Below are 18,479 nucleotides of genomic sequence, written 5' to 3'. Positions count from 1 at the left end.
TATGCCACAATTAAGCTACATCGACGTTTTCTTTTCCGTACAGGCTTTTCAGGAAGAAGAGCTTCGTGGAAAATCTGCGGTTATTATTGATGTACTTCGGGCATCGTCATCTATTGCCACTGCAATCAGAAATGGGGCTAAGAAAATCATACCGGTTGCAGATATGAGTGATGCCATGAAAATTGCTACAACCATGGATCAAAAGGATTATTTGCTATGTGGTGAGAAAAACGGGAACAAAATTGAGGGATATCATCTAGGAAATTCACCCGCCGAGTATACCCCGGATACCGTAAAAGACAAAACCTTGATTTTTAATACCACCAATGGTACAAAAGCTATTAAAAAAGCATCTTTGGCTAATAAAGTATATATAGGAAGTTTCTTGAATCAACAAAGTATTTTGGACATACTCCAAGAGCATGATGATGAAATTGTATTGATTTGTTCAGGCTGGCAGGGCCGGCTTTCTATTGAAGACACCCTTTTTGCAGGCGCGTTATTGTATGCTATTTCGGGAGGAAACCTGCCGGATTCAGCTAAAGACGGTGCAAAAGTAGCATTTGGTCTTTTCGAAAAATATGGGCATGATTTAGAAGGTGCTATCAGTAAAAGTGATCATGCAAAAAGATTGGCTGAGCTGGTGCCAAATGACGATATTTCATTTTGTTGTAAAGTAAATGAATTTGACGTACTTCCCGGAATGCGGGATGGAATTCTGACAAACTTGAATGGCTAGAAATAAACTAAATACATCTACAAATACACCCGGATTAGATTCGAACCGGAAAAAGGAAATCATAGGTATTATTGTGATGTCCATCGCGGTGTTGCTGGGATTGAGTATTCTCTCCTACAATCCCGAAGACTATCAATATGCGCGCAGTATATCTTTCCTGGATTTATTTAACCCGGATGCCAATTCCCGCCTGGTAAAAAACTGGCTGGGTCCGGTTGGCGCATACCTTTCTCATTACCTGGTACATACCTTATTCGGCTATACCAGCATCATTCTGGGATTGATCATTGGGTATCACGGCTGGCATACATTTCGCCGGCGCGACTTTAAAGAACTCGGATGGCTTACCGTACTTAGTATTTGGGGAATGATACTCCTGTCTACTTTTATCGGCTGGTTAAATACTAATGCCGACTTTCCGGATGATTCTATCTGGAGCGGTACCGCCGGAATTGCTATTGCTCAGGTACTCTATAACATCACTAACATTGGGTCCATAATCATTCTCTCTGTTCTGATGCTCGTGACCCTGCTGATGTTTGTAGATCGCGACCTTCAAAAAACCATTGATAACATAAAACTTTGGATTGAGAATATTCAAGAGAAAATGGAAGAAAGACGCGTGGCGCGCCAGCTTCGAAAAGAAGAAAAGGCAAAAGAACGTGAAGAGCGATTGGCAGCAAAACGTGAAGCGAAAAAAGAACAGGAAGTAGCCGAAGAAGAAAAAGAGCTGGAGAAAAAGGAAATTGCAGAAACTGAAAGTGAAGACGAACCGGTAAAACCGGCCCCGTCTATTGATGATTTAGTGGACCAATCGGAAGAAGAAGAACAGAAGCAGCGAGAAAAAGAGAAAGCGGAAATCAACACGCTGGATACCCGTCAGCGAGCCTCCCTCGAAAAAGAAGAAGAAATTGATGATGAGGAAGATGATATCGAGGTTTCGGTTTATGTAGGAAAAGGGGATGAACAAGCCGATGAAAAGGATCTAGATAAGCAAAACCGACAGAAAGCGAAAGAAATACCGGTCATCAAATACAAATTCCCGAAAGTAGATTTACTGGATTCACCACCAGACGAGGGTAATGAAGTAGACCTAGAGGAGATTAAAGAAAATAAACGGATAATCCTCGACAAGCTAAAACGCCATAAAATTGAAATTGTGGGCATTAACGCCATTGTAGGCCCTACGGTTACTCTTTATGAATTGGAGCCCGCGCCGGATGTAAAAATCTCCAAGATCGAGAGTTACTCTAATGACCTCAAAATGGCTACGGCTTCAAAAGGTTTGCGCATGCTTTCTCCAATCCCGGGCAAATCGGCTGTGGGAATTGAAGTACCAAACAGCACACGGGAAACGGTGTTTATCAAATCGGTTATCAACACCAAAAAATTTGTGGAGACCGACTTTACCCTGCCTATCGCTTTTGGTAAAACAATTGAGAATGAAGTGTTCATGATCGACCTTACCAAAATGCCCCATTTGTTAATTGCAGGGGCAACCGGTTCCGGTAAATCAGTTGGAATTAATACCATTATCACTTGTCTGCTGTACAAATGCCATCCGGATGACCTGAAGTTTGTGATGATTGATCCGAAGAAAATCGAGCTTTCATTATACCGTAATATTCAAAATCACTTTTTGGCGATGCTTCCGGATTCTGACGAGCCTATCATCACCGATACATCCAAAGCCCAAGAAACCCTGGAAAGCCTCTGTAAGGAAATGGACGAACGATACGACCTCCTTAAAATGGCGCAGGTTCGGGATATCAAATCTTATAATAAAAAATATAAAACCGGCGAACTGGAAGACGAACTCGGTCACCGCCACCTGCCTTACATCGTGGTAATTATTGATGAGTTGGCCGACTTAATGATGACTGCAGGCAAGCAAATCGAGGAACCTATTGCCCGTCTTGCACAGCTTGCCCGTGCCATTGGAATTCATTTGGTAGTGGCCACACAGCGACCGTCTGTAAACGTAATTACCGGTACCATTAAGGCCAACTTTCCTGCCCGAATTGCTTATCAGGTAGCTTCGAAAGTAGATTCCCGAACCATTCTTGACATGGGAGGAGCTGATCAGCTGATTGGGATGGGCGATATGCTTTTCAATAACGGAACCGGCATGATTCGCATCCAAAATGCTTTTGTTTCTACCGAAGAAGTAGAAAGAATAAACAGCTTTATTGGTCAGCAGGCAGGCTATAAGCAGCCTTTCCACCTGCCCATCATAAAAGATGATACCACAGAGATACCTGATCCGTTAGATGATATAGATGAATACTTTGAGGCCGCTGCTAAACTGGTGATTCTTCACCAACAAGGATCGGTTTCATTGTTACAGCGCAAACTGAAAATCGGTTATAATCGCGCCGGACGAATCATAGATCAATTATTTAATGCAGGCATTGTTGGACCATATCAAGGCAGTACCGCACGTGATGTTCTTATCAGTGATGAAGAAGAACTACAGGAACTTTTGGACGGATTGGATGAGTATAATTAAAAGCTTTCAGCTTTCAGACTTAAGCTCTCTGTTGTCGGCTCTTATTCCGAACCTGAGGTTAGAAGCACCTTCCGGAACCTTCGGTTCCAAAGTATTTGTACAGAGACTTCTATCATTTATTACCGTAATCCTGATTTCAAGCACCGCCATCCTTGCTCAAACCCCGAATTTTGACCAGTTGAAACAGCGTTTTGACAGGGGAGACGTTTTTTCAGCCGAATTTAATCACACTTACACCGATTCCTATACCGGAGAAGTTGTTACAAGTGATGGAAATATTTGGATCGACCAGGCTCGATATAAGCTTGAAAGTGACGGGCAAACTATCGTGGTTGACGGGAAAACTTCCCGTGTCTATGATCAAAATCGTAATCGTGTAATCATTGACACTTACTATCCCGAAGACGATGATTTTGCACCCTCTCGAATGCTTAGCGGTATCGATTCAACCTATACGGTTTCTGAAGAAAAAACAGGTAACCGCACAAAAATCACCTTAACTACGGATGATGAATTTGCGGTTTTTGCACGGGTTGAAATCTTAATCGATGCCCAACGCCATCCTCTTAAAATAAGTGCCTGGGATATTTCTGATAATGAAATTGTAACTAATTTTAAAAATGGCACTTTTATACAGCCCGAACCCGACTTATTTAAATTAGAATACCCCGGAGATGCTGAAATAGTGGACATGAGGTATTGATTTGGCTGAAAGTTATTTGTGCATTTATTTATACCCGATCCTGTCAAACTGCTCCATTAGCTCTTAACGTTTATCTTATAATAGGATGCAAACTAAAAAATTTCTAAAAGTTCTTGGCAGCGTAGCACTTGGCGTGCTTTTTTTATGGCTTGCTTTTCGGGAAGTTGAATTTTCAGAATTGATTGAATCAACAAGGGGGATGTCTTGGTTTTGGATATTGCCCTTTACGGCTGCGACCCTTCTGGCACATTACATCCGGGCTATTCGTTGGGAAATGCTCTTTACTAACAAGGAGAAAGTCCCTGCAAAAACCACTCTATTTACCGGCGTTTTGTTTGGCTACCTGGTCAATATTCCCCTTCCGCGGGTAGGTGAGGTAGCCCGGCCGGTTTATGTGGCTCGACAAGTGGATGAAAGCAACAGTAAAATCATTGGTACTATTGTCTTGGAACGGGTCGTAGATTTATTGGGAATGTTGCTTTTAATGGCTTTTGTAGTCGTATTCTTAATTGCTGACCCTCAGGTTCTATCCCGTTTATTCGGAATTGACATAACGAATCCGGAAACGCAGTTTAATTTTATTCTAACTCTTGGAAAGTATGGATTGATAGCGTTTGCAGGGATTGGAGTCTTGTATTGGCTTTTCAAAAAAGCCAGTGAAAGAACAGAAGGCCGGGTTTCTGATTTTGTATATAAAATTCAGCGCATTATTAAAACCTTTGTTGACGGATTACTCGCTATACGAGAGCTCAAAAACTGGCCCCTTTTTATCTTTCACTCCATACTTATTTGGGTGTTTTATATTGGCATGACTTACATCGGGTTCTGGATGTTTAATATGCAGGAAGTATTTGACCTTGGAATCACAGAAGCGATTGTTTTGACGGTTGTCAGCGCGGTCGGGATTTCAATTCCAACGCCTGGCGGTATTGGTACCTATCATCTATTTATTACAAAAGCCCTCTTCATTTTTTATGCTGTCCCGGAAGCTACCGGCCTCGCTTACGCCACCATTGCCCATGCCACAACCCTCATCATCATCATTATCAGCTCGCCCCTTTTACTCACAATTGATAAGTTTGTGATGATGAAGAATGAAGAGCAGAAATCCACAGAAAATATTCCGGATTAAAACAAATTCATCCCGAATAAGTAAGCATTTTTCCAAAAGGGTTTTATTCCAACCTTATAATTTTTTGATCTCCCGTTATTATTTACCGGGGTTCATTTCAATTTTATAATAAAATTCACTCGGTTCTTCTTTTAAAAAGTTTAATTCAAAAAGCTCACCAGAAAGCCAAGGTTCAACCATGGAATCATAGTTGGGGGAGCCGGGATTTCCGGATTGTCCGCCGGGATAAACACCCCATCCTTTTACTTCAGGTCCAAGTTCTACAATCATTCGCCATGAGGGACCGTGTGTTCCGCGTACAGCATTTATGGCCTCGGCCGAGCCGCTGCTGAATAAGTTTTGCGCACCAAGGCCTGGTATATTTGCAATATGATTCAGGTCATTGTCGATATCATACCCCCACTTCCAATTTTCACTATCCTCACCATACATTCTAGTAAGTCTCGAAATAGTTTCTTTGTAGCTTCTTGTGACGATATCTTCCAATACCTCTTCTTCCTTAGTAATGATATCATCTACAAAAGCCATATTGGGTTCTTCTTTAATAATCTCAACAAAAATATCACGTGAAGGATAACGCAGACTAGCTTCTGTACCATTAAACTCATCATAAAATACTTCACGATAAAATTTATTGAACCAACTCAAATAAACAGTTGGCTGAATGAGTTCAGCTGCCATCATAAAATCCCAGTTCCTAATTATTTCCAGAATTTCAACTTCCTGTTCGCTCAACTCCTCCAAACGAGTCCACTCAATCATTTGTGGGATGATATTAGAAGCGTTATAGGCAAAGTTATCCAATTGCATGCGCTGCATATCTTGCGGGGTAATGTTCTCCATTTCCGCCAATAGATCATTGATCCTGCGACCACGTTCATAGGGGGCAAAATCATCATCCAGATAGTAGGGATAATCAGGTGCAGCTGATTCCTGATTAGCCGAGCTAACAAAGCCCCTTTCAGGGTTTTTGATATGAGGGTTATGACCAGTTGGGATCCAACCTTGCCAATCATATACCGGATCAGTTCCATCACTTACCGTGCGACCCTGAAATTTCCATTTTTGGGGAAGCTTTCCTGAAACCCAAAGTGCGATGTCTCCGGTTGCATCTGCGAATACAAAATTCTGTGCAGGTGCTGTATAATTATTGACCGCTTCTATGTAATCATCATAATTCTGCATTTTGTTGAAGCCGTAGAATGTGCGAAGATCATTGGAGGGTTCATGAGCGATCCATTTCAACGCATGATAGACCGGTTCATCCTCACCTACAGCAGAATCAACTTCGAACACCGGGCCGTGATGAGTATAGATCACCGTATCCAATACCGTTTCCCGGCCTCTGACTTTTATTTCTTCAACTCTGCTTGTGGTGGGCTTCCACTGTCCATCGTGCCAGTATTCCTGTTTGGTTTCGTCCCGGAATTTAATTTCATACCAGTCCATCACATCGGAGCCCACATTGGTGGTTCCCCACGCTGATTGTTCATTAAACCCAACGATAATAGCCGGTGAACCCTGCAGAGTAACCCCATACGAATTATAACCGGGAGCATTCAGCTGCATCTCATACCAAATTGATGGGAGGGTAAGTCCCAAGTGAGGATCATTTGCCAGAATAGGATATCCGGAGGCGGTCTTTTCACCGCTAACCACCCAATTGTTGCTTCCAATCCCCTCTTGGTGGGGAAAGGGATCGATCACTTTTGAAACACCCGAGACAAAAAGTGAATCAGGTGCTTCGGGAACATCCGCTTCAAAATCCCATTCCCGGGATGGCGGTATAATGGGATCATTAAGTTCAGGTTTTTGGGTGAAATATTTCTCCACGAAATCTTCACCAAAATATCGAATGGTATTGCTGGTCCGAACATCATTATGCCCACCGGCCAGTGTGCGGGTCATATTCTTTAGCAAATAAGCTGTCTTTGCTGCATGCCATTTTTCCGGAGCGAAATCCAGTACTTTATACTCCACGGGATATTCCGCCTGTGAAAGCTGATCGATCCAAGCATTCACCCCATCAGCATAGGCTTGTGCCACAGCGAGCATTTCCGAATCTTTCCGAATCTCCTCAAAAGCCTTTTCGGCACCGTAAACCATACCCAGCCTGCGGGTATTCAAATCTCTGTTTATCAGATCAGCCCCCACAATCTCAGCCAACCTTCCGGCTGCATCATACGTTTGCATCTCCATTTGGAAGAGCCTGTCTCTGGCTACTATATAACCTTGAGCTAAAAATAAATCCCGTTCGTTTCGAGCAAAGATGTGAGGAACCCTGCGCTCATCAAAATACACCGAAACCTCTTCTTCCAACCCTGGAATATCTAACACTTCCGATTCCGGCTCTGAGATTTCTGCATTCGCCCAAAACCCTGATTCCGGATCAAAAAACTTTCCTAATGGCGGAACAGCCCCAAATTTGGTATTGAGGGAGATGATAAGGGCGAGAAGGAGGATTCCGGAGATGGAGGTTTTTATAAGGTTCATAATGTGCTTTGTGCTTTGTGCTTTGTGCTATGTGCGAGGTGCTTTGTGCTTGCTTTGTGCTTTGTGCTTTGTGCTTTGTGCTTTGTGCTTAATTAAGAATAAATAAAAAACTTTTTGTAAGGAATGTATTTGAAATCGCTCTTAAGAAGAAAAGGAATAATTATGGGAACTGTATATAAATTTGAAGAATTAGAGTGTTGGCATAGTGCCAGGGAACTTGTTGCTTTGGTTTACAAGTATACACAAAATGGTGAAATATCTAAGGACTATGGATTTAAAGATCAAATAAGAAGGGCTTCTATCTCCGTTATGAATAACATATCAGAGGGGTTTACTCGCTATGGGAGAAAAGAAATGATCCGTTACTTCAATATTGCTCAAAGCTCAGCTTCTGAAGTTATGAGTATGACATATGCTATGGATGATCTTAATTATCAACCAACAGAAATATGTGAAATGATAAGGGCCAAAGCTTTTGAAGCCCGAAATAAGACGTTAGCCTTTATGCGATATCAAATAGAAAAACCTTCTTAATTAAACACATCGCGCAACTTTGACCCCAGCACAAAGCACATTACCAAAGCAACATCTTCATACAAAATACCGAACCGCCGCTTTTGAGAAATTCATAAGTGCTGAATTCGTGGACTTTAAACCCTGCTTCTTTCAGTTTGTGATTTACATCTACACTTCCCTGCTGAATAAATACATTCTTCCCATCAGGGCAGATGGCATTACAAGCAAATAACTTTTCTGCCTCATATTTTGAAGCTTCGATCACATTTTTGAAACCTGAGCGAATGAGTTCCAGACCTTCATCCGTGAACGCTTTTGGGTAAATAAGAGCTGTTTCGGAATCCAGAATGCATAAGCAAGTATCTAAATGATAAAAACGATCGTCAATTAACTCCAATGCAATAACCGGGGTTTTAAAAGTCTCTGAAATCACATCATATACCTCTCTGGAAGACCGATATCCATATCCTCCCCAAATCAAGCGTTTTTTGCTGTGCCAAATAGCATCTCCCATACCTTCAAAATCGGTAAACCTGGTTTCATCAAGATGAACAATTTCATAACTGCTATCTTCATATACTTTTTGAATAAAAGGCACTTCTCCTTTGCGTTGCTTAGAGTGCATAACGCTCATTATCACCTCTTTCTTTCCGTCCTTAGTGATATTAGGTAAGCTCTGGTTAGCACAAAAAACCATATCCGGATATCCGCGCTGCCCCTCTTCAACATGCACATAAAAGCCCAGCTCTTCAAAAGCAGACTTCAGGTGCTCCCATTCATTTTGAGCAGCCAATTTATCCACATCCCCGATATTTCCTTCCATATGCGGATTAATCACATATTCAACCGAAAAATAAGTCGGTTTAACCAACAATACCTTTTCCGGAGCCGGCATTGACTCCAGGTCAGAAATTTTAAAATCTAATTGGTTTACAGATGTGATTACTTTGCTCATGCACTTTTAATTTTAGAATTTTAGACAGACTTATAAATATTGAAAATATCAAAACGAGGAACAAGTACAAGTTTCAACAAATATTATTGCAAGAGAACACTGGATTCTGAATCCTGAATTCTTTTATTCTATCCTATTAACAATTAACCTTAAACAATCCTATTTTCGGCTATAATCTTACTTTATCGATATGTCCCAAAAAAATCTCATTGTTGCCTTCGGAGGTGTTTCCCCCGAACACGAAGTTTCTGTTTTAACAGCTATTCAGGCTATTTCTGCACTTGAAGAAAGCACATATAATTGTATCCCTCTTTATGTAACAAAATCAGGACGATGGCTGACAGGTAAGAAACTTTTAGACCTAAGTAATTATAAAGAACTTTCCTCCCTTGAAAAGGAATCAATTTCCTGTGCATTTGTCAAAGATGAAACAGGTAAAACATTTCTTAAAGAACAAGAAAGCAAGGGACTCTTTTCTAAGCCAAAAAACTATCCGGTATATGCCGTTTTATGTGCTTTTCATGGCAGTGAAGGTGAGAATGGAGCTTTTCAGGGTGTTTGTGAGATGATGGATGTGCCATATTCAGGAAGTGGGGTTTTAGGTTCTTCATTAGGAATGGATAAAGTAAAAGCCAAATTAGTTGCAGCGGCAAATGGCATTCCGGTTACCAAAGCAGTGAATTTTTATGAAAGCGATTGGGAGCAAGAGCAGGAAGAAATTTTGAATGTTGCAGAAGATTTTGATTACCCGTTGATTGTAAAACCCGTTTCATTGGGCAGCAGTATTGGGGTGGCCATCGCAAATGACCGCGAAGAATTGATCAATTCAGTTGAAACCGCATTTCGTTACGATGCTCATCTTCTTATTGAAGAAGCTGTAAATCCTTTAATGGAAATCAATTGTTCGGTGATAGGAACCCCCAGCGACTGCAGACCAAGTATTTGCGAAAAACCTCTTGGACAAACTGAGACTCTTTCTTTTGAAGATAAATACCAAAGCGGAGAAGGAGCAGAAAAAGGAATGGCTTCTGCCGATCGTGAGATACCGGCTGACATCTCCAAAGAACTGACGAAAAAGATTCAGAACTTAGCTACTAAAACGTTTTCAGCTTTGGATGCTTCGGGGCTGGCCCGTCTCGATTTCCTTGTAAATGCAAACACCAAAGAGGTCTATTTCAATGAAATTAATACTATTCCAGGCTCTTTTTCTTTTTATTTGTGGGATAAGTCGGATCTTCCTTTCGATAAACTATTGGAAGAACTAATTGAAATAGGTCTAAAGAAGCACAGGGAGAAGAACGGTCGTGTTCGCAGCTATGAAACCAACTTACTCAGTGAAAAAGCCATTAAAGGCATTAAGGGCTTAAAAGGAAGTAAAAATTGAATTAAAACCACCATATATGGAATGTTTTTCACCGTTCATATCTTTACCTAATAAATCTTAAAGCATAACTTGATGAAAAAACTATTTCTATTTTTACTTCCATTTTTTCTCGTCATTTCTTGTGGAAAAGGTCCGGAAACCGTCACTATTCAGTCGGATCCTTCTGACTTATTCACTGCTCCGGATACTTCAAATGCTGAAGTGGACACCTCAGATGAAGAATTTGTACATGTGAAACTGGGAGAAATAGCTGCCATAGAATCCCTTGATCCTCTTTTTTCTTTTTCTAACAGCGAATGGAGAATTATTAACCTTATTTACCAAGGGCTGGTAGAAATAGGCGAAAACGGGACCCTAATCCCCGGTTTAGCAAAAAGTTGGGACATAAATGATGATTCCACTCAATTCACTTTTTATCTAAAAACCGATGTTTACTTTCACGATTCTCCTGTTTTTGAAAGTGCCACCGGCCGAAGATTCGTCGCTCAGGATGTAAAATATATTTTTGAGCGAATGGCTCATAATAACGTGCCTGACTTTACAGCCGATCATTTTGAAGATATTCATGGTTTTTCTGCCTTTCATAACGAGCAGACTTACGTAAAGAATCCAAGCCGAAGAGTCTTGAACACGGTAGATGGGGTGCAGGTTCGGAATGATTCTACTGTTAGCTTTATTATGAACAGGTCTGCACCTGATTTTCTAACACGGCTCGCCCATCCTATGGCTTCAATTTATCCAAAAGAAATTGTTTCCTCTGCAAATGACCCCATTCAGCAAGCAGTGGGAACCGGGGCCTTTCGATTCGTGAGCAAAGAAGGGAATGCACACCTTTTAACTCCCAATGATGATTATTCGAAGGATATTCCGGCTATTAACCGGTTGGATATAATTTCAGGGCTAACAGAAAGAGATTTATTCCAGGAATTTGCCCGAAACAATCTGGACGCACTCATTGAATTAGGACCTTCAACCCTGCTTACGGTAGCTGATTCTACCGGAAACCTTTTACAAAGCTATTATGAAAACTATACGCTTGACCAAACTTCCGTTTCTGCAAAATACCAATTGTATTACAATGAAAACTCAGGTCAAAGCAGGCAGGTAAGTCACCTCATATCTTCTATTGATCCCCAATCATTATTAACAAATAAAATAATTGGAACCGTTTCTGTTAGTGAAGTAGATACTGCAATAGCCAAAAATATTGACAAGACTCAGCTGATTGTTACACAAACCACACACCCACTTGAGATTTTCTTTTTAAACAACCTGGCTCCCAAAGCTAATGAATTGGGATACACATTTGCTATGAATGCTTCATATGCAATATCGAACGAAATAACTTTCTCTACAAAGCCTTTTCCCGGCACCCAACCATTCCTGACTTGGGAAACACCCATTTTCATTTTAAGTCACAGCTCAATTACAGGTGTCACGGTTCGCCATAAGCCCTGGCTTCTTGATTTATCTTCAATTCAACTCAAACAGGATAATTGATGAAACTTGGTATCATTGCAAATCCTAAAAAGTATGAGGTTCGGGAGGTCTTGTTCAAGACTATTGAATGGGCTGAAAAAAAGAACATCTCATTGTTTATAAATTCAGAAATTTGCAAAGAAACCGGGCTTAATGACAACGCTATCCTCCAAAAAACAAAGTCTGATGAAGACTCCATAAAAGCCTGCGACATTATTCTTGTAATGGGCGGTGACGGTACCATTTTATATACTGCCCGCATTGCCAAAGACTTTGGAAAACCTATTTTGGGTATTAACAGTGGCCGACTCGGTTTTATGGCCAATACTCAAATCGAGGACTTGGAACGAGCCCTGGATTGTTTGATAAAAAATGAATTCACCTTGGATAAACGCTCGTTTTTGAAAGCCACCACTCCAGAAGGAAACGTATTTCACGCTCTGAACGAATTTCTTTTTACCCGAAAAGATTCTATATCAATGGTGAATGTGACTGCAGAATATGATGGCAGTTTAATCAACACATACTGGGCAGACGGGTTGATTGTGGCTTCTCCAACCGGTTCTACCGCATACAGTCTAGCTTCCGGTGGCCCCATCGTTGCACCGGGCACCGATATCTTTTTGGTAACCCCCATTAACCCACATACACTTACAACAAGGCCTTTGGTGTTAAACTCGAATCACCCTTTGAGAATAATTATTGAAAAGCAGGAAAGTGAAATTCTATTTTCCTACGATGGGCAAGTTCATGAAATCAAACAATTCCCTTTTGAAGTAGAAATTTTGAAGTCGGATTTAACCTTTAATCTCGTTCATCTTCCCGGGCATGACTATTTTGAAACCCTTCGCAATAAATTAATGTGGGGCATGGATCGAAGGAGAACTAAAAACTGAAAACGGGAGTCTGTGTTCTGACTCCTGTGTTTTGATTTTGTATCTTTATACCAAGTTCATATAACGAAATTATTTTAATCGAAAACCGAACACTAAAAATACACCCCAAATGAAAGTAACAGTAGTTGGAGCCGGAGGTAACGTTGGATCAACGGTAGCCGATGCCGTAGCGCAACGTGATTTTGCAAAAGAAGTAGTTGCCGTAGACCTCGAGCGTAAAGACGGAGACAAAACATTTTATCCTTCAAAAGGCCGGGCACTTGACCAGTGGGAGTCTGCCCCCATTCATCTTTTTGATACACGCATCAAAGGCACCGTAGATTATGCTGATACAGCCGGTTCAGATGTTTGTGTGATTACAGCCGGCGTGCCCCGCAAACCCGGAATGAGCCGTGATGACTTGTTAGAAATTAATGCAAATATTGTTCGCAGTGTAACCGAACAGTTGGTAAAATATTCACCTGATACCATTATTATTGTAGTTTCAAATCCACTCGATGTGATGGTTCAAGTTGCTAAAGATGCCAGCGGACTCCCATATGAAAAAGTAATGGGGATGGCCGGCATATTGGATACTGCCCGTTTCCGTGCATTTATTGCCGAAGAACTGGATGTATCCCCTAAAGACATTCAAGCTTTACTGATGGGTGGACACGGAGACACTATGGTTCCCCTGCCTCGTTTTACGACCCTCTCAGGTATGCCTATTACACATTTCATAGATGAAAAGCGACTTGATGAAATCGTAGACCGCGCCAAAAAAGGGGGTGGCGAGATCGTTGGCCTAATGGGAACATCAGCATGGTATGCGCCGGGAGCTGCTGCAGCTCAAATGGTGGAAGCTATCTTACTTGATCAAAACCGGATTTTCCCTGTATGTGCCCACATCGACGGTGAGTACGGAATTGATGACCTTTACATCGGTGTGCCCGTGAAGCTAGGCAATGGCGGAATCAAGGAAGTAATTGAGGTTGCATTAAACGAAAAAGAGCAACAACTTATGAATGAATCAGCCAAAGCCGTTCGCGGCACCTTGGATGACTTCAAAAAACTGATGAACAAGTAAATTAAACAAACGAGGACTAAGGTCTTCACTACTTGCACTAATCCCTCACATGATTTTTCGTGTGAGGGATTTTTATTTTCTTTTTAAAACATCATTGGATCTATTTTATATGGATCCAACAATGTTTAATAATGTGAAAACGGTGTAAAGAACAGAAAATATACTTAAACTATTTTTTTAGTATATAATGTAACTAACACAAACCAAATCAAGGAATTGTTTGGAAAAAATTGTTTCTCTGTTGAAAATAAGCTTAGGAGGATTCCTTCTATCAGCAATCTTTATTGGCAGTGCGGGAGCTCAGCAAGCTTCCTTAAGTGGTTTAGTAACTGACTATCAAACCGGAGAACCACTTGTAGGGGCTAACGTAACTCTTATAAACCTTGTGAATGAAGATAACCTGTTTGGTACAGCAACCGACAGAGACGGGCTTTATTCAGTAAACCGCATTAACCCGGGAACTTATCGGGTTGTCATTAGTTTTTTGGGATACACCTCAAAGGATGACACCCTTACATTTGAGTCTCTCGAAAACAAAACCCTGAGCGCTGCTCTTAAAACTGATGATGTTAATCTTGGAGAAGTTATTATAAGTCAAAACACCAGTGCTGCAAGAACAGAAATGGGCCGCCAGCGAATATCTTCTGTTGATGTAAGCCGAATCTCATCTCCGGTAGCCGGTGGAGATTTGGTAAACTATCTGCAAATAATGCCCGGGGTAGTGTCACTCGGGAACCGGGGCGGACAGATTTTTATCCGGGGAGGGACTCCTTCAGAAAACATGGTCATGGTAGATGGTGCTTTAGTCTACAAGCCCTTTCACATACTCTCATTTTATTCCCCCTTCCCAGACAATCTGGTATCCTCAGCAGACTTTTATCCGGGTGGTTTCACCTCTGAACACAGTGGAAGAATATCGTCTGTACTTGATGTAAACATGCGTAACGGTAATAGATTTGAATATAGCGGATCTGCATCTTTAAGCCCTTTTATGGCAGATATCATGGTTGAGGGGCCTCTTAAAAAAGAGGAAACATCTATGGTGGCCTCCTTTAAAAAATCTTTGATCAATGAAACCAGTTCCTGGTATTTATCAGAACAACAACCCCTTAAATTCGAAAGCCAATTCATTAAAGTAAGTGATATCGGTGAATATTCGAATTGCTCCGGGATGCTATTACGAACAAAGGATGAGGGAAAGATAAACTCCCAAAGAGAAGAAACTCTTCAATGGAATAATTTTGTGACCGGAATAAAATGCAGGGCACTGCAGGATCAAAATTTATTTCAGGTAAAATCAAATATTTCAAGTATGTCTAACTCCTCAATCTATGAAGATCGTTCTTATTATTCAGGGGTTACTCAATTTCGTACCGATTTTTCACTTTCCAAGTATTATGGTAATGTCAGAGCCGAATATGGCGTGCTATTTAGAATTGAATGGATCGATTACGATTTAACAGGCAGGGTGAGCGGGTTAACAGCAGAAGAATACAATATGAAGAGCACCGGCGGACATATTCAGTTTTCCATACCAATTGGAGATAATTTAACTATTGAACCCGGAACTGTGGTTTCATTATACAGCAATTATCCTGTAAGTCTTGAGCCCAGAGTTAGGCTATCCTATTTTCCCTTTGGTGAAGATGGTGGAGAAATCAGTGCGGCAGCGGGTATATATCGTCAAGCTATTTATGGATTTAATGATGCCAGAGATGCTACCGGAGTATTTGTAACATGGGCAAAAGTACCGGGAGAATCCAAACAGGCTGAAGCAAGGCACGCTCTTTTAGGCTGGCAACAAACTATCAGTTCAGGCTTTAGCTACTCAATGGAAGTATATTATAAAAACCTTTATAACATTCCAGTTTCCACCTGGAGTCCTATTGCAAAATTTTCAACTGATCTTCAACTTGCCGACGGGACCGTCTATGGAACGGACCTTCGCCTTGAGTATAATATGGGAAGACATTACGGATTACTCAGCTATGGCTATACAAATACAACTTATGAAGCATCCCAGGATAATTTTGGAGAATGGTTTGGGGAACCCGTAGTTGAATATAATCCCTCTCATGACAGAAGGCATCAGGTAAATACCGTGTATAGCTTGGAATTAGGTCGATACACTTTGGGTGCTCGATGGCAATTTGGCTCCGGTGCTCCTTTTACGCGCCCTCTTGGATTTGATGAAATTCTTTGGTTTGATCGCAAATTTCCAGACGTAACAAATACAACCGGCGAACAGCGGGTACTTGTTGACCGGCCGTTTGAAGGAAGACTCCCCACATACCACAGCCTTGATGCCTCAATAGAACGAGTATTCCAGTTCTCAAATGACTCAGGCAGCATTACAACCAAAGTTGGAGCTATTAATCTCTACAACAGAAAAAATATGTTTTACTACGACATATTTACACAGGAGCGAATCAATCAGCTTCCGCTAACTGCTTATATTTCATTAAGAATCGATGTTTAATCAATCTTTTTTAAAATCCAAAGATGCCGGGTCAATGCATTTATCATTGCATTACCTGAGCTTGGTATGCATTATAGCAATTATTTTCCTTTCCGGTTGTAATGAACCCTTTCAACCGCTCGAAGAAAATGATAAATACTTCTATTCCGTATATGGATACCTGGATGCTTCTGCAGATACTCAATGGGTCCGGATCATGCCGGTACGGGAAACGACCAACTATTCTGATGAACCGATTGATGCCATCGTTACCCTCACAGACCTCGATACCGGTCAGGAAACCGTAATGAACGATTCATTATTCAGACTTCCCCAAGTTGCACCGGGAGATGCATTAGTTTGGAATTTCTGGACCACATATGATATTACTCCATCCAATGATTATAAGCTAACTGTGGAACGATCGGATGGAGCCACAACTACAACCACTGTAAATATTCCCGATGACTATCCAGAGCCTGTGGTGGATGGACGATATGTAACTGTTACAGGAGTAGAGCATATTGCAGAAGCCCGTTTAGACTGGAAGGTGCTGGACAAAAGAGATAATACTATACATGAATTTGCAATAACTCATACCCACAGGTTAGTTTATTATAACAACTCCAATAAATACCTTTTAAGAATCTCCCCAAACGATGATTTTGCTAACGAGATACTACAAACTCTGGATGCTATCCAACCTCAAATAGAAATACTGGAAACCAACGTGGTTATTATTGTAGCAGGGGATGATTGGATTAATTTTTCAGAACTTGATAGAGAAGTCATTGCCTTACCAAAAGAAACCTCCAATATTGAAAATGGAGTTGGTTATCTCGTGGGAACAGTCATCAAAACTGTGCCATTTCCGGTATGCGTTGGTGATTTCGGTGAAATTATTGAATGTTACCCATAAATAGGCAAGTCACTCGATATTCATTTATTTCAATAATAATATCCCCCGCTTTTAATCCTGCCTTCTCGGCAGCTCCGCCATTACTCAGACCTGTGATACGAAATCCCTCACCATCATAGCCATAATCAGGTAGTACGCCTAAGGTTGGTCCCTTCATCCGCATGGATTGCCGCTGCTCACCCGGGACTTCGACAAAAGCCAACTTTTCTTTATCTATTTTATCCAACCGCTCAATTACACGGACTATATGTTTCAGCAATTTTGACTGTCCTTTAGCATTAATCCATTCAGCATCATCAGAAGGGCGATGGTAATCGGCATGAGTATCCGTAAAATAGTGAAGAACGGGGATGCCTTGATCATAAAAACTGGTGTGATCACTAGACCCCGTCCCGTCCGGCACTAAATCCAGCTCCAAAGAATCCACATTGGCTTCTATTAAAATTGACTCCCATTTCTCTGCAGTTGCCACCCCAAAAATCATCAAACGATTTTCATTCATACGGCCGATCATATCCATATTGATCATAGCCAATGTGTTTTCTAGATCTATCGTTGGATTCTCCACATAATATTGCGAGCCCAATAGTCCCATTTCTTCCCCGGAAAATGCTATAAACAACACATCGGTTTCAGGGCGACTCTCGGAAAAATATTCCGCTAGCTCAAGTAACCCGGCAGTTCCTGAAGCATTATCATCGGCGCCATTATGGATGGTAGAATCGCTGCTGCTCAGTGAACCGAATTCGCCCAGTCCCAAATGATCATAATGTGCTCCAATAATAATCGCTTCATCAGAATCTCCACTTCCTTCCAGTAATCCGGCAACATTTTTAGCAAGCCTTTTATCGGATGCATCATTGTTTTCAGAAGTATGTGGATTGTCGAGCACGGACATATTCACCGTAAATTCCTGAAAATAGGTCTCGTCATCGCCCGCCGGTTCAAGGCCATAACTTTTGAACAGATCTGCAATATAATTAGCTGCGATGGCTTCCTCCGCCGTTCCGGTTTCACGCCCTCTCATTTCATCACCGGCTAAAAAATTAATATGAGACTGTATATCTAAAAAGGAAATCTCAGGAGCAGTAGAATCTGAAATTTTTGGTGAAGAACAGGAAATCAAAATGAAAACCAAAAGTGATGAAAAAATATATTTGAACTGCATTTCTGAAAAACTTTGGAGTTGAAGCGCTTATTTTATTGAAGATAACATTTTAGTCCGCCTAT

At 41.2% G+C, this 18,479-nt stretch carries 14 protein-coding genes; 11 read left to right on the top strand and 3 right to left on the bottom strand.

Annotated elements, in window-relative coordinates; translation table 11 throughout:
• Position 1 precedes the first annotated feature (1 nt).
• From HUJ22_RS12555 to HUJ22_RS12540, 4 genes are all read left to right on the top strand, one after another.
• Positions 2–739 carry a 2-phosphosulfolactate phosphatase gene (locus HUJ22_RS12555; protein ID WP_290878042.1) on the top strand — a complete coding sequence of 246 codons (738 nt, stop codon included), beginning with the start codon at positions 2–4 and terminating at the stop codon, positions 737–739.
• Entirely contained in the window at positions 732–3,248 is a 2,517-nt protein-coding gene (locus HUJ22_RS12550) for a DNA translocase FtsK (protein ID WP_290878041.1), read from the top strand. Before HUJ22_RS12555 ends, HUJ22_RS12550 begins: the two co-directional genes overlap by 8 nt.
• On the top strand, positions 3,235–3,951 hold the full coding sequence (locus tag HUJ22_RS12545) for an outer membrane lipoprotein carrier protein LolA (RefSeq protein ID WP_290878040.1): 717 nt from the start codon (positions 3,235–3,237) through the stop codon (positions 3,949–3,951). The genes HUJ22_RS12550 and HUJ22_RS12545 overlap by 14 nt, the downstream gene beginning before the upstream one ends.
• A gap of 85 nt (positions 3,952–4,036) precedes the next feature.
• Positions 4,037–5,083 carry a lysylphosphatidylglycerol synthase transmembrane domain-containing protein gene (locus HUJ22_RS12540; protein ID WP_290878039.1) on the top strand — a complete coding sequence of 349 codons (1,047 nt, stop codon included), beginning with the start codon at positions 4,037–4,039 and terminating at the stop codon, positions 5,081–5,083.
• A gap of 78 nt (positions 5,084–5,161) precedes the next feature.
• Here HUJ22_RS12540 and HUJ22_RS12535 read toward each other — a convergent pair whose 3' ends face one another.
• A complete protein-coding gene (locus HUJ22_RS12535; protein WP_290878038.1) occupies positions 5,162–7,576 on the bottom strand; it encodes a penicillin acylase family protein in 2,415 nt (804 codons plus the stop codon).
• 162 nt (positions 7,577–7,738) lie between these two features.
• Between HUJ22_RS12535 and HUJ22_RS12530 the strand changes: the two genes are divergently transcribed.
• Positions 7,739–8,110: a four helix bundle protein gene (locus tag HUJ22_RS12530; protein WP_290878037.1), complete on the top strand. Its 372-nt coding sequence runs from the start codon at positions 7,739–7,741 to the stop codon at positions 8,108–8,110.
• A gap of 40 nt (positions 8,111–8,150) precedes the next feature.
• Here HUJ22_RS12530 and HUJ22_RS12525 read toward each other — a convergent pair whose 3' ends face one another.
• Entirely contained in the window at positions 8,151–9,047 is an 897-nt protein-coding gene (locus HUJ22_RS12525) for a dimethylarginine dimethylaminohydrolase family protein (RefSeq protein ID WP_290878035.1), read from the bottom strand.
• A gap of 190 nt (positions 9,048–9,237) precedes the next feature.
• Here HUJ22_RS12525 and HUJ22_RS12520 point away from each other — a divergent pair, with 190 nt between their 5' ends.
• The 6 genes from HUJ22_RS12520 (at position 9,238) to HUJ22_RS12495 (ending at position 17,249) form a co-directional block, all read left to right on the top strand.
• The gene (locus tag HUJ22_RS12520) at positions 9,238–10,431 is read left to right on the top strand and encodes a D-alanine--D-alanine ligase family protein (RefSeq protein ID WP_290878032.1); all 1,194 of its coding nucleotides are present in this window, start codon (positions 9,238–9,240) and stop codon (positions 10,429–10,431) included.
• 72 nt (positions 10,432–10,503) lie between these two features.
• Positions 10,504–11,931 carry an ABC transporter substrate-binding protein gene (locus HUJ22_RS12515; RefSeq protein ID WP_290878031.1) on the top strand — a complete coding sequence of 476 codons (1,428 nt, stop codon included), beginning with the start codon at positions 10,504–10,506 and terminating at the stop codon, positions 11,929–11,931.
• On the top strand, positions 11,931–12,806 hold the full coding sequence (locus tag HUJ22_RS12510) for an NAD(+)/NADH kinase (RefSeq protein WP_290878029.1): 876 nt from the start codon (positions 11,931–11,933) through the stop codon (positions 12,804–12,806). Before HUJ22_RS12515 ends, HUJ22_RS12510 begins: the two co-directional genes overlap by 1 nt.
• A gap of 109 nt (positions 12,807–12,915) precedes the next feature.
• Positions 12,916–13,872 (top strand): malate dehydrogenase, encoded by a 957-nt coding sequence (gene mdh, locus HUJ22_RS12505; RefSeq protein WP_290878027.1) that lies wholly within the window; start codon positions 12,916–12,918, stop codon positions 13,870–13,872.
• Between the two features lie 241 nt (positions 13,873–14,113).
• On the top strand, positions 14,114–16,351 hold the full coding sequence (locus HUJ22_RS12500) for a TonB-dependent receptor (protein ID WP_290878025.1): 2,238 nt from the start codon (positions 14,114–14,116) through the stop codon (positions 16,349–16,351).
• A gap of 34 nt (positions 16,352–16,385) precedes the next feature.
• Positions 16,386–17,249 (top strand): hypothetical protein, encoded by an 864-nt coding sequence (locus HUJ22_RS12495; RefSeq protein ID WP_290878023.1) that lies wholly within the window; start codon positions 16,386–16,388, stop codon positions 17,247–17,249.
• On the opposite strand, the gene HUJ22_RS12490 is transcribed toward HUJ22_RS12495, so the two are convergent.
• On the bottom strand, positions 17,230–18,417 hold the full coding sequence (locus tag HUJ22_RS12490) for a M28 family peptidase (protein WP_290878021.1): 1,188 nt from the start codon (positions 18,415–18,417) through the stop codon (positions 17,230–17,232). The two genes, HUJ22_RS12495 and HUJ22_RS12490, sit on opposite strands and share 20 nt — an antisense overlap.
• Positions 18,418–18,479 lie beyond the last annotated feature (62 nt).

Source organism: Gracilimonas sp. (assembly GCF_014762685.1).
In the GTDB taxonomy this organism is placed as follows: Bacteria; Bacteroidota; Rhodothermia; order Balneolales; family Balneolaceae; genus Gracilimonas.
The sequence above is the reverse complement of the archived record's forward strand: the minus strand, read 5'-3'. Positions and strand labels throughout refer to the sequence as shown.